A 14,934-nucleotide genomic window follows, 5' to 3' on the forward strand; every position below is an offset into this window, starting at 1 on the left:
CTTTCTACCGGTATCGACTATTTAATTATTTGGGGAGGGAGCTATGTTGGAGTTTGTGAACAGGTTTGCCAACAATTGGGCCGCTACACCTGTAATTCATGCTCTTGCCCGACGTGGAGTGCTTGATGTGTTAGCGGAACAACCGATAAGTATTAGCCAGTTAGTTTTACGCTTTAGAGCTAATGCAGGGCATTTACAGGTGGCACTGCGGATATTATTTGAATTGGGCTGGATAGATTCCCCCTTGATCAATCACTATCAAGCTAGCCCCCTACTGAAGACTGGCAAAGACTTACCAGAGGATCTGGATAAACTTATTAATGTCATCATGACGCCAACTCCTCTACAAAAGGTACCTGCCGAACTCTATACCTGGCTTAGTCGGTGTACGGCTCATTGGCAAAATACGGATCCCGATATTGCTATTTTATTAGAAGGCGCATTACTGACACCTATATTGTCTGAATTACACGGTTTGGGAGCCGCTAGCTTGGAGTTACCGCCGATTTTGGGCGGAATAAGCACCCAAGTATGGAATGAGCTCCAACAGTTATTCGTGCAAAATGAATGGGGGCAATATACACACAGTGGATTTCACCTTAGCCCATCAGGCCGTAGTTTGTTAGAGAGCGGTGGCGCTCTCGGTATGCTGATGTCTTACGCGGCGATGTTTCGACGAATGGAGGATTTGCTATTTGGTGACGCGGGCTCAGTGTTTGATACTAACCAGCAAGGGCATGAGGGGCATATTGATCGTACGCTTAATGTTACCGTAAGTGGGTGGCAGCATCAGAGCCACTTTGCCGAACTGGACCTGCTGATTATTGATATTTTTACCCGGACACCTTTAGCGGAACAACCACGTTATATTGCCGATATGGGGTGTGGGGATGGTAGCCTGTTATTGCGAATTTATCAGGTTATTTCTACCCGTACGCCACGAGGACAAGCATTAAAATCCTATCCTTTGATACTGATTGGTATCGACTACAACGTATTGGCGCTCGAAGCCACAGGGCGCACATTAGCAGAATTACCACATTATTTGATCAAAGGGGATATTGCTGATCCTCAGCAATTAGTCCGCGATCTCATCGCTCAAGGAATTAATGATCTCGAATATATTTTGCATATACGCACTTTTCTGGATCATGACCGGCCTTTCGTTCCCGTAGAAGAAAATCAAATCGCTCTTCAGCGTAAGGCTCTATCGTATAGCGGGGTGTATGTGACAACTGATGGCCAGGAGATTGATGCAGGATATGCCGTGCAAAGTCTGGTTGAACATTTGCGTCGTTGGAAATCGGTAGTTTCTCACTTTGGCTTAATTTTACTGGAGGTTCACTGTTTGCGCCCGGCAACAGTGCGACGACTCCAGAATTCAACGGAAAGTCTGTATTTTGATGCCTATCATGCCTTTTCCAGACAACAACTGGTTGAAGCCCCAGTATTTTTGATGAGTGCCGTGGAGGCAGGGCTTTTCCCAAAACAGGGTGTATCGCGATGTATTCCCAAAACAGCCGATTTCACCCGAATATCACTACATTGTTTAATGCCAAAACCCTACACTGTGCGGCATCCTACGCGGCTTGATTTACCTGAATTGGAAAAACTCGATAGATTGAGTCAACCTGAGAATCTTCATACGCCGCAACATGAATTATTGCGCCGTCTAACTGATTTTCCCCTAGGCCAAATGGTTTTGGAACTGGATCGGCAAATTGTCGCCGTATTGTATACACAGCGAATTGAATCAGTTGATGCTTTATATACCTGTCAGTATCGTGATTTGGGGCAATTACATCGTGCGGATGGTCGCTATCTTCAGTTGTTGGGGCTTTATGTTCTACCTGAAATGCATGGTCGAGGTTACAGCGATGCATTACTGGAGTTGATGCTCACTTACTGTGCTGCTCTTGAGGGGATTGACTCAGTGGTCGGGGTAACTCGATGTGCTAATTTTGTACAACACAAAGCCACCCGTGACATTGCCTGTTATATCCAACTGCGTAATGATCAAGGGCAACACCAAGACTCAATGCTGCATTTTCATGCGTCTCATGGTGCCACCATCCATAAACCATTATATGGATTTCGGCCAAAAGATACTGATAATGATGGTATTGGAGTGTTGATTGAATATTTTTTACACCAACAAGATACACATCTCGCCCTAGAAGTTCCCTCTGAGAAGCCAATTTATCCCCTAATGAGTGCTGATGAATTAGCGAATATTGTGCGCAGTCATATCTTGAAATTATTAGGGCACCAGCGAGCAGAAACTTACGGTGAGTTCGTTCCCTTAATGGAAATGGGGCTGAGTTCGCTTGAACTGCTTGAGTTGCGACGTAAGCTCGGCGAGAGTATGGGGGAATTATTATCGCCGACATTTTTATTTAGCTATGGCACTGCGGCAGCTATCACTGCATTTTTTGCCCAAAAGAATAATGCTTTACCTGCTACTCGCCCTTTCCCCTTGTCAGAACCTCATATGCCGTCACTTTCCCCTATTCTATCTGGAGAAAAACGGGTCGAACGTAGTGAATGTTCTGAGTCTAACAGCATTGCTATTATTGGTATGGCTTGTCGGTTTCCTCCTAATGCAGATACGCCAGAAAAGTTCTGGCAAAATCTAATAGCAGGTACAGATAGCATTGGACTATTGCCTGATGGTCGTCAATCTTCACGATTGGCCTCCTCACACCGACTCCATTGGCGAGCAGGATTTCTCAGAGAGGTTGACCTGTTTGATGCCAGATTCTTTCGTATCTCGCCTCTGGAAGCTGAATTACTTGATCCGCAGCAGCGTCTGTTATTAGAAATCGCCTGGGAAACGTTGGAATCAGCAGCTATCGCTCCTTCCACATTGCGTGGTACGCCCACCGGGGTTTTTATTGGGTTGATGGGGAGTGGTTATCAGGGATTGATCACCCAGCAAAACAATGATGTAGATAACAATGCCTATTTTGCTACCGGTAATGCCTGTTCCGTGGCTGCAGGTCGATTATCTTATTTCTTTGACTGGCGAGGTCCGGCCCTTAGCATTGATACCGCATGTAGTTCCTCATTAGTCGCTATACACACCGCATGCTGTAGTTTGCTACAAGGTGAGTGCGATTTTGCTTTGGCGGCAGGGGTCAACTTACTGCTGGATGATAGGTTGTTTATGGCGTACCAGCATGCCGGAATGCTCTCTCCCGATGGTCATTGCAAGACGTTTGATACTCTGGCTGATGGCTATGTTCGTGGTGAGGGCTGTGCCGCAATTGCCTTGAAAAAACTTCAAGATGCACAAAATGACGGTGATCGTATTCTCGCGGTGATCCGTGGCAGTGCTATCAATCAAGATGGCAGCAGCAGTGGTTTGACCGCCCCTAACCAGCCTGCCCAGCAGGCGGTAATTCAAGCAGCATTGTCACGGGCAGGGGTCAACGCGGATGAAATAAGTTATTTGGAGGCTCATGGCACTGGCACTAAATTAGGTGATCCTATTGAGGTGATGGCAGCCGCTGAAGCTTTAGGTAACGGAAGAGCACCGAATGCTCCCCTGCTCATCGGCTCGGTCAAAAGTTCTATTGGTCATCTTGAAGCAGCAGCAGGCATCGCAGGTCTAATTAAAGTCGTATTATCAATGGAGCACGATACTCTCCCATCGCAGTTACATTTCTCGATACATAACCCGCTAATTCCTTGGGAGAATTTGCCTGTTAAAGTGGTTTCTCAGACACAAAAATGGCCGGCAGGGGTAAAGCGTGCGGGTCTCAGTTCATTTGGTTTTAGTGGTACCAATGGGCATCTGATTATTGAGGAGTACAGGATGGCGAACGCGATACGGCCAGCTGCCATTGAACCTGTCCTGATCATTCTGTCTGCCCGTACCAAGTCACAGTTACATGAACAAGCTAATAAATTGTTGTTATATATCTCGGACACCCCTCTCGATCTCCATGATTTGGCCTACACATTACAGGTGGGTCGTGAAGCGTTTGGTACCCGATTAGCTTTTACGGCTAATGCCCTTGAAAGTGTGAAGAAACAATTAGCGCAATACATTGAGGGCAGCAAGGTAACAAACGAGCTGTATCAAGGGGATATAAAACAGAATAGTGAGAGGAGGGCAACAGGCGGTGAGGATAGGCAAAATACCATCGATAATGGGTTGCGTGAGGAGAATATTGGCAAACTTGCGGCGCTGTGGGTCAACGGTGGAGATGTGGAGTGGCAGAGTCTATATTCCCATGTTAAACCGCAACGTATTAACTTACCGACTTATGTTTTTAACCGTGAAAGCTACTGGATTCCTGTAACTAACATCCCGTCCTTGCCAAAGAATGGGACAGAGCCATCGGATGGTGAGATTAGGCATCCACTCCTGCATCGTAATACCTCGAACTTAGGTCAGGTCCGTTATAGCACCACCTTGACTGGCAACGAGTCATTTTTGCGTGATCACCGGGTGCGTGGTGAGCAAGTAGTGCCCGGCGTTGCACAACTGGAGTGGGCTCGGGCGGCAATGGCCTTTGCGAGTGACGAGAAGGTTGGGCACGGTATCGCACTTGAGCAAGTGACCTGGTTACAGCCCTTGAGAGTAACTAATCAACTTGAAGTACATATCTGTCTCCATCAGCAAAGTGATGGGCGCGTTCACTTTAAAATCTATCGTGATCAAGGCGAGGAAGGGCAAGTTTATAGTCAGGGCTATGCTCTATATGCGAACAGTGAACCTAGACCACAACTGGATATCCCTCATACGCAAACTCAGTGTTTTCATTCGCTAACGGGAGCTGAATGTTACAGCCAGTTTGCGCTTCACGGGTTCCAATATGGCGCCAGTTTTCAGGTACTCAAGCAATTAACTTGGGGGAATGAAATCGCGCTGGGTGTTTTCTGTCCTGGCGCTGAAGTATCTTCGTGTTATGAATGGCCCTTCGGATTATTAGATGGGGCACTACAAGCGACTCTGGGTTTAATTCAGCAGGGTGCTGCTACGCAGCTATCTTTACCATTTGCACTGGAACAGGTAATGCAATGGGCTCCTTTGTCGAACGTGGTTCAAGTGGTGGTGCAACCTGACATCAATGATACTTCTACAATACGTAAGCTGGTGCTCTTTCTGGTCGATGCTGATGGGCAAGTTGCTTTACGCCTGAGTGGTTTCAGTATGCGTCCGGCTTTCCGCAGTATTGACCCTGCGAGTCATCATCAGCCCATAATGATAAGCCCACAATGGGATATTCAATCCTCGATACCGGCACTGACCACTGTGACTTATCAAGTGCATGGTGTCATTCTTTGTGAAATCGGTGATATGGAACCTGAGAGTGTTGCTGCGTGGTCGATGGCAATACCAGCAGCTCAACCGCACTATCTTAGTGAAGTTGGTACTCTTACCCAACGGTACACCGCATATGCACAATACATATTGTGCTGGTTACAACAAGCGGTCAAAGATGCTCGAAGTCAACCATTGCTGCTTCAAATAATCGTGCCTGATAGTGAAGAAGGTATGATATTTCAAGGGTTAAGCGGTTTATTGAACAGTGCTCAGCAAGAATATCCAGCATTAAAAACGCAGCTGATTGTCGTTGAACAGGGGATAAGTACATCTATATTAGCCCAACGATTGCGAGATGAGTCTGTTTCTCCAGCGGTCAGAGTGCATTATGGTGCTGGTTTACGTAAAGTATTTAATTTCAAAGAGTTAGAACCAATACTTATCAATGATACCGCGCTGCCTTGGCGTGATGATGGAGTCTACCTGATAACTGGTGGGCTAGGCGGCTTGGGACAGATATTTGTCCAAGAGATAACAAATAAATGTCGTGCGAGAGTGATATTAACGGGTCGCAGTCCCATGTCGGCAGAATATGAAAACATATTAATGGAGTTGCGTAGCAATGGAGCCAATATTATCTATAAAAGAGCAGATGTCAGTGACTTGTGCGCCATCTCGCTCTTGCTGATGAATATCATCGCGGAATATGGTCAATTAAATGGTGTTATTCATAGCGCGGGAATTATTCGGGATAGTTGGCTGGCGGCAAAAACGCCTCAGGAATTACAGGAAGTATTAGCACCAAAAGTCGCTGGGCTAATCGCAATAGATAGGGCAACACAGGATATCAAACTGGATTGGCTAGTACTGTGTTCATCAATAAGTAGTGTTCTTGGCAGCATAGGCCAGACCGATTATGCCACAGCAAATGGCTTTATGGATGCCTATGCCGAATATCGAACAGCATTGGTTGCCAAAGGTCTACGTCATGGCCGAACCGTTTCGATAGGGTGGCCATTATGGGCTCATGGTGGTATGCAAATGGATATTGATGCTGTGGATGCATTACGTCGTCAGACGGGGCAAATTCCCATGCCGGATGCTGTAGGGCTAAGGATATTGCGCCAGGTGCTCGCGCATCAGGCAGCACATATTATTGTGGGCTATGGCGAACCAGCACGGGTACGGCAACGGTTACTCGGGGGCAGTGAACCATTTATCCCCATCCAGCCTATATTATCGACAAAATCTAACATGGCATTACCTGATGTTGAGCAATTATGTTCTTCAGTAGAACGCTTCATAATCACTCTTATTTCAACAGACTTGAAAATTAAAGAGGATGAGTTAGGGCGGGATATTCCATTCCCTGAATTTGGTTATGATTCTATTATGCTAACATCTCTTAGTAATAAATTGAATTCTCAATATAACTTGAAATTATCCACGATGATATTTTTTGAATATCCAACGATTGCGACATTAGTAAATTATTTAGTTGGCGAGAAACGCGAAGAAATTACTGCTAAAAAGTAATTTCATTAATCAATATAGCCATATTACTTTTTCAGGAGTGTTATAAATGCCTATTTTTAAAGAACCAATAGCTATTGTTGGTATAGGATGCCGTATGCCTGGAAAGGTTTTGGGGCCGGATGATTTGTGGATGTTATTACTTGGAAATATTAGTGGTATTATAGATATCCCTCCAGATCGTTGGAGTATACGTGAATATTACGATCCTAATCCAAATAAGACTGGGAAGATGAAAGTAGCTAGAGGAGGGTTTATTGAAGGTGTCGACCTTTTTGATAACGAGTTTTTTAATATATACCCGAAGGAGGCTGAAAATATAGATCCACAACAAAGACTATTATTACATAGCACGCATGAAGCATTAGAAGATTCGGGGGACACGCTAGATAAATTCCAAGGTTCTAAAACGGCTGTCTATATTGGTTCATTCGCTAATGATTATCAGGATATACTTGCCGATAGCAATAACCGTTATTTAATTACTCCACATGCCCCAATGGGAACTTCCCTCACCTCTCTTTCAAATCGTATTTCTTATCTTTATAACCTTAAGGGGCCCAGTGTCACTCTTGATACTGCTTGTTCCACTTCATTGGTAGCAGTACACCATGCCTGTCAATGTATTTGGCATCAGGAATGTGATTCCGCCATCAGTGGTGGGGTTAGTCTCAATATTAATCCAGCGATGGCAATAATGTTGTCGAAGGGCAATTTTCTTAGCCCTGATGGTGAATGTCGTTCATTTGATGAAAGTGCTAACGGTTATGTACGCGGTGAAGGAGTCGCGGTGGTCTATCTTAAGACGCTATCAAAGGCAATTACTGACGATAATAAGATATACGGTTTAATCCGGGGTAGTGCCTGTAATTCTGATGGTTTTACTGCTCAAGGTTTTACTGTGCCTAGCAGCGAAGCACAAACAGATATGTTACATACTGCCTATCGAGATGCTAATATTAATGTCGACCAAGTACAATTTATTGAAGCGCATGGCACAGGAACCGCGATTGGTGACCCTCTAGAGGCAAGAGCCTTCGCTAATGTATTTAAGCCGAGGATTGACCACCTACCGTTATTAATAGGTTCTATAAAAAGTAACATTGGCCATCTTGAAGGAGCTTCCGGTATTGCTGGGCTAATAAAACTCGCTTTGTGCCTCTATCATAAATATATTCCCGCGAATCTTCACTTTAAAAAAGGTAACCCTAATATTGATTTTGATAATTGGGGTATTAAAGTGGTTGATAATAATCAAGTGTGGCCAGAGCAAGTTGATGGTAGTCCACGGGTTGGTGGCGTCAATTCCTTTGGTGCAGGGGGAACAAATGCTCATGTCGTATTAGAAGAATATATCGAGAGTCCCTCTGGAATATCGAAAAATCATCTAATTTCATATCGAGATAATATATCATCTTTGTTAAGGGTCTTTACTTGTAGCGCACATACTGAAGTTGCGTTAAAACAGCTATTAAATTCTTATCAAGATTATTTATCAAAAACCCAGTCAACATTAAATGATATTTGTTTTAATTCGGGTAAACATCGGTCAGATTTACGTCATCGTATCGCTATTGTTGCCTGTGATTCTCAGGATTTAATTAACAAGATAGAGGGGTTTTTACAAGGAAATACCGCCAGCGGTGTAGAGTATTCAAAATTTCGTGAGAAAAAACCTCGGATAGCTTTTATTTTTACCGGACAAGGCCCGCAATGGTATGCGATGGGGCGTCAATTGGCTGCTGCTGAACCGATTTTTGCGCTTTTTATTCAAAAAATAGACCGGCTTTTCTTAACACTGGCTGGCTGGTCTTTATTAGATGAAATGAATCGTCCGCAAGCTGAGTCAAATATTAATGATACCTGGGTTGTACAGCCTGCTCTGATGGCAATTCAGATAGCGCTTACCGAGCTTTGGAAATCCTATGGTATAGAGCCTGAAGGCGTTATCGGGCACTCGTTGGGAGAGGTCGCTGCGGCTTATGCTGCGGGCGCATTAACCCTTGAGCAAGCCGTTGAGATAATTTATCAGCGTAGCCGTATTCTCAATCTTGCAATAGGCAAGGGCAGTATGCTGGCTGTTGGTTTGACCTTGCAGAGTGCGGAATTACTCATTGCTGATGTTGCAGATAAGGTTTCTATTGCTGCGGTTAATGGCCCTGAAAGCATTACCTTGTCTGGGGATCAATCAGCGCTTGACTCACTGATTCGGTCATTAGAATCCCACGATGTTTTTTACCGTTTTTTGAAAGTGGAAGTCCCTTACCATTCTCATCATATGGTTCCGTTACAACAAGAATTTATTGATTCATTCAGCCATATTCGTTCAGTAAAAGCACATATTCCTCTCTATTCCACCGTCAGCAGCCAGCAAGAAGACGGTACTCACTTGGAAAAAGACTATTGGTATAAGAATGCTCGGCAGACTGTTTATTTTTCACAGACATTGGAAAAAATGTTAAATGAGGGTTTTGATATCTTTATTGAAATTGGGCCACATCCCGCCTTGAGCAATAGTGTCGAGGAAGTTTTTGTGCAACGTGGTATTGAGGCGCAGGTTTATCCCTCGCTACGTCGCCAGGAAGATGAGAGTTTACGGTTCTGGCAGACTATGGGAGCTTTGTACGTTGCAGGTGTGCCAATGAGTTGGGATAAAATTTGTCCCGCAGCACAGCGCCTTTATGATCTGCCACGTTATCCTTGGCAACAAAGCCGCTTTTGGAATGAAAACCGCATTCATCGAGATCAGCGTTTACAGCACCGTTTTCATCCTCATTTTACTCACCACCACCATTCAGCTATTAGTCCGGCCATCCATATTTACACTATTTTTCTGGATCAATATGCTGATCCTTATTTGGGTGATCATCGGATGGATGACATTGCAATATTCCCTGCGACAGGGCATCTTGAATTGGCTACAGCTGCAGCTCGTAAAGCCTTTGGTAGTAAATTTAATTGTTTGGAGGATATGCACTTTAAAGCCGGTTTATTTCTGTCGGGAGAGGCAGAAGCAATAAAGGCCAGTTTAGAGGTTTATTCAGATGAAGGTCGCTATTGTATAATGAGCTGTAATAATGATGCTCAGTGGGTAATAAACTCATCAGGGCGGATGAATTGTCTGGATGAGAAGAAACCACCTATTGCTGTTTCGTTGTCTGAATTACAGACTGAAATTAATGACAGATTACCTATTCAACCAATGTATAACGGATTAAAACGCGGAGGTCTTTCTTACGGACATACATTTAAAACAGTTGAAAGTGTTTGGGTATCTCCTGGTAAGATTTTAGCTAAAATAATATTGCATCCTAGTTTAGAATATGAATGTGAAGATTTTTTATTACATCCTAGTATATTAGATACGTGTGGCCACATCATCTATGCTGCCAGACTAGAGGATCCGGATATTGAGATTGGTGTTTATTTACCTGTCTATACCGAACGTTATACTTTCTATGAGTCACCTAATAGCCGAGTAGTCTGGAGTTATTTAACTATTATTGAAAATACTCCGGATTTTTTGCAAGGAAATATCATTATATTGAATGATGATGGCTCAACGGTTGCTGAATTTTGGGGGCTAAGATTGAAGTATATTGTTGGTTCTCGTCAGAATGAAGAGAACATTGGCTATAAAAATTGCTATGAACATCAATGGGTTTTGGCAACAGACTTTAATGTCAAACCTGCCTCAGGTATTGATATATTGTTGATTGGTGATGATAGTTTTGAACATTCTGAGTTAATTAATACTTTATCTGAGGCTAATATTAATCTCGTTACATTGGGTGAGTTTGAAGAATGTGGTTGGTCAGTAGATTTACAAGATAGGCAAGCAGTAACACAGACAGTACAAAAAATAAAATCTCGTTACCCAGCGATAGGAAGGGTAGTTATAACACTTCCTTTCGGTAGAACAGAAGTAGAATGTCTTTACGAGCGAACAGAAGAATTGATGTGGAAAATACTGAATGTTCATTATGCTATCATGGAAAATAAATTACAAACCATAATATGGTATCTAACTAATTCTTCAGAGAGGGTAGTTGCGGAAGATAAAAAAATAAATCTCATTGAGTCAGTAATATTTGGACTTGCCAGAGTGATGAGTAACGAATATCCAATGGCTGTATGTAAAACTATAGATGTCAGTTGCCTTAATAGTAAAGAATTACAGCAAGTAGCAAATTTAATTTCCTCAGTAACCTCTGGTGGGAATGAGCGTGAGTTTGCTATGCGTGATGATTTATTATTTATTAGGCGACTGGAAAAAATCGATTCATATACATTGACTAAAGAATTAGTAGCAAGTAGTGGTCATTATCAGGCATTTTTGGCTATACCACGTAATTTCAGTTCAGCACAGTTTTATCAGGTTATGGCTCCGAATCTGGAGGATAATGAGGTTGAAATTGCTATTAAAGCAGCCAGTTTAAACTGTGGTAATGGGATTTATGAACAACTGGGGCAACAATGTTCCGGTATAATTACGCAGGTCGGTTCAATTGTCAGTCAATTTAAATGTGGTGATGAGGTATTAGCAGTAGCGGGAAATACAATTGCTGGTTCAGTTATTCTGGGGGAGGATTATGTCGTTCATAAACCAGCACAGTTTTCATTTGATCAAGCTGCAACGTTACCTATTGATTATTTAACTGCTTATCATTGTCTATGTTCATTAGCGGGTCTCAGGTCAGACGAAAGACTCCTTATCCACCATGCGACTAACGGATTGGGAATTGCCGCTATCCATCTTGCTCAAAAACTGAATGTTGTTATTTTTGCTACCGCAGATACAGAGACTGAACGTATATTTTTATCAGGTCTCGGTATTAAATTTGTGTATGACAGCCAATCACTTAATTTCTACTGCCAGATTATGGACGACACGGATGGAAAGGGAGTGAATGTTGTACTCAATGATTTAACGGGTAGGGGGATTGTTCAAGGTATTCGTTGTTTGAATTCTCTTGGTCGTTTTATTGATATTGCCGAAAGTAATGTTGGGGATATGGTTGTTTTTCAAGAGTTGTGGAACCGTAATGTCAGCTACTTTAGGGTGGATATATCTTACTTGAGGGGCGAGACTCCAGGAGTTGAAAAGCAACTTCTTAATAATGTTCTCAACCTGAGTGAAGGTCTCACTTTACTACCTCCTCAGCCTTTTATGGCGTTCCCTATCAACGAATTACCTGCTGCATTAGCTTATCAAGAACAAGGTACACCGATTGGTAAAGTTATTATTAATATGGAGAATCAAACAATTAATGCCTTGCCTGCTACGGATTTGGTTCTGAATATGCACAAGGTCTACCTGATTAGCGGAGGTACTACAGGTTTTGGAATTGAACTGGCACGATGGATGGTAGATAAAGGTGCCAGAAAACTGGTGCTCGCCAGTCGCGGAGGGCCAAAAACCGATTATGACAGAGCTATTATACATTCTCTACAACAACGTCAGGTGCAGATACTCTTGCTCCGAGTTGATATCACTTGCGTGACAAGTGTGGCTGAAATGGTAACTCAAGCAAAAGCTTTAGGCCCGCTAGGTGGCATTATTCATAGCGCAGCGGTATTGCATAACAATACCATCCAAAATATTGAACGGGAGAATATTAGTAGAGCATATTCAGCGAAGGCAATGGGGGCATGGAATTTACATCAAGCGCTACCAGATAAACACATTGATTTCTTTTTGATTATATCTTCCATGACATCAATATTCGGTTTTCCTGAGCAATCCATTTATTCAGCAGCAAATAACTTTGTTGATAAATTAGTTGATTATCGGCGTATGAGGGGGTTACCTGCACAAAGTGTTAATTTCGGTATTCTTGGCGAATTTGCTGGAATGTCGCGAGATGTTGATTTGATCATTAATGTGCTTGAAAGTCAGGGATTATTGACTATGACGCTAAAGCAAACACTTGCTAGCGTTGAGCGGATAATCCTTGATGGTGTGAGTACCAGGATGACTGCCAATATTGACTGGCCGCGTTTCTTTGATTATTTCAGACACCTACGCTCGGATAAGCGCATTTCTCACTTGTTATCGAAAAATATAAATGGCGTCAGAAATACTCAATTAGAGAGCGAAAGTTTACGGAGTAAAATTCAGGCAATGGATATCTCTGGTGGGGAACGGGAGTTGCTTGAACATCTCACCCAAGCATTGGCACAAATTTTGGGCTGTACTGTTGATAAAATTGAATCAACAAAATCGTTAGCTTCCATTGGGATGGATTCTTTGATGCTGAACCAGTTGCGCCATTGGATTCAGCAGAAACTTGAGATTAATTATCCACTCATGAGAATAGCTAAAGGGCCAAGTTTATTGGTACTGGCTTCAGAACTAAAACAGATGCTGAGTAATAATCAAGAAACGAATGCTGTTGATTCAGACGACTCGGGAATTACTTCTGATAAAGAGGTAGAAGTAGTCAATAAATGGTTCGTATGTATCAGGAGAAAAGAAGGTGACGTGCTGAAAAAAAATAAACTCTTTATGATTCCTTCTATGGGGGCTGGGGCCACCATGTTTGCTCATTTTTTATATAATCCGCCAGAGGATTGTGAGGTTTATAGCGTACAACTACCAGGTAGAGAAAATCGCCTACATGATGCTCTCTACACACACCTTACCCCATTGCTTAATGATTTGGAGAAAGTCCTCATAGATGTTTTGGCGGAAGATAAACAGCAGCATAATTGGCAAGGAGGGGTGGTTATTTATGGTCATAGTTATGGCGGGATTATTGCTTTTGAGTTGTGCCGATTATTACGTCGGAAATACGGTATAACGCCGATACATTTCTTTGCTTCTGCTACTATGCCGCCACAACTAACTGGAAAATGGAAGAATCAGGATACAATGCGTGAAAGTAGTATCACCAGTAATTCGGCACAGAAAATACTCGGTTTATTATCTTACATTGATGATGCTGATTTTATTAATAAAGTCCTGCCAGGGATGCGTCGTGATATGCCATTGTTGATGAGTTATGACTATCAGGATGATTCTCCGTTATCTTGCCCAATCACGGTATTCTCTGCCATTGAGGATGAGGTGACTCAGGCAGAGGAAATGGCACTGTGGGCGGAGCAGACCACATCTCGTTTCCAACAGTATTTGGTACATGGCGACCATTGGTTTGTTAGCCGCAACAAAGAGTTCATTGGCGAGAAAATAGCGGCTGAACTAGAAATTGACGACCAGCAAAATTGATCCATAATAATTCACGAATATTCAGAACTCCGTACAATTGCGACTATATTAGCTTGAACAACTTCACTGGCCCCTGCCCGGATAGGGGCGAAAACGCACAGGATCGTTCCTGACCTGTCAGTGGTTGTCTAAGGGCGCATCCGGCTAGCTTTATTCCAGTAGCTGGCAGAAGCGATAAAACTAGGCATACAGCAGTTTATCCCACAGTTGTTCGATTAACCGGGCTGGTGCGGATTGATATTCTCTTCCCATCGGATACATTTCCCGAACAGAATGTCTCTTTTACTTGTAAAACTGTTGCCACCTAGTGTTACGTCAATGTCGATACCCCGCAGCAGACCTTTTTTCGCGATGCCTTTCAGTCGGTCGATAAAATGACGGATTTTCAGTTCTGTGGCCGGAAAGTGTCCAATTATCGGGGAAATAGGGTTGTTCATGCTGGCAAAAAGACGAGCGGCGTGGTTCTCCGACCATGTTCGGTTGCTTTTATGTCACTGACTTGAAATATTTTTCCGGTGAGCGAGCGGCTCTTTCTGCGAGACGTAGACGTGAACCGCCTGGATTGACTAAAAGGTACAGGCCGTGAGAATCGGAAACTTTGAAGGGTTTAGCGGATGGTTTTAAGCTGCGGATTTTTGTGTCGTTCAGAGATATATGGTGGTCACTCCATAATCGAACTGAAATGACCCCAAATCAGACCACCAATCTTGCCCGATGCGTAGGGGGAAATGAAAATGCATCGGGAAGACTTTTCACACTAACTCGTTGAATCTAAATCGTATAAAGATTCGTGAAGATGCATGAAAACATAAATTTGGCTCCTCTGACTGGACTCGAACCAGTGACATACGGATTAACAGTCCGCCGTTCTACCGACTGAACTACAGAGGAATCGTGT

The 14,934-nt window shown here is 43.2% G+C and carries 2 protein-coding genes, 1 tRNA gene and 1 pseudogene; 2 read left to right on the top strand and 2 right to left on the bottom strand.

Annotated features, from left to right (window positions below):
* The first annotated feature begins 43 nt into the window (after positions 1–43).
* A complete protein-coding gene (locus DX162_RS13885; RefSeq protein WP_032819063.1) occupies positions 44–6,811 on the top strand; it encodes a type I polyketide synthase in 6,768 nt (2,255 codons plus the stop codon).
* A 46-nt stretch (positions 6,812–6,857) separates the two neighbouring features.
* The gene (locus DX162_RS13890) at positions 6,858–14,036 is read left to right on the top strand and encodes a type I polyketide synthase (RefSeq protein WP_004388876.1); all 7,179 of its coding nucleotides are present in this window, start codon (positions 6,858–6,860) and stop codon (positions 14,034–14,036) included.
* 332 nt (positions 14,037–14,368) lie between these two features.
* Here the strand turns inward: DX162_RS13890 and DX162_RS22590 are convergent.
* Positions 14,369–14,690 (bottom strand): annotated as a pseudogene (locus DX162_RS22590) (Arm DNA-binding domain-containing protein); the annotation flags it as partial.
* 161 nt (positions 14,691–14,851) lie between these two features.
* A tRNA-Asn gene (locus DX162_RS13900) sits at positions 14,852–14,927 on the bottom strand.
* Positions 14,928–14,934: the final 7 nt, after the last annotated feature.

This window comes from Yersinia kristensenii (genome assembly GCF_900460525.1).
GTDB lineage: Bacteria > Pseudomonadota > Gammaproteobacteria > Enterobacterales > Enterobacteriaceae > Yersinia > Yersinia kristensenii.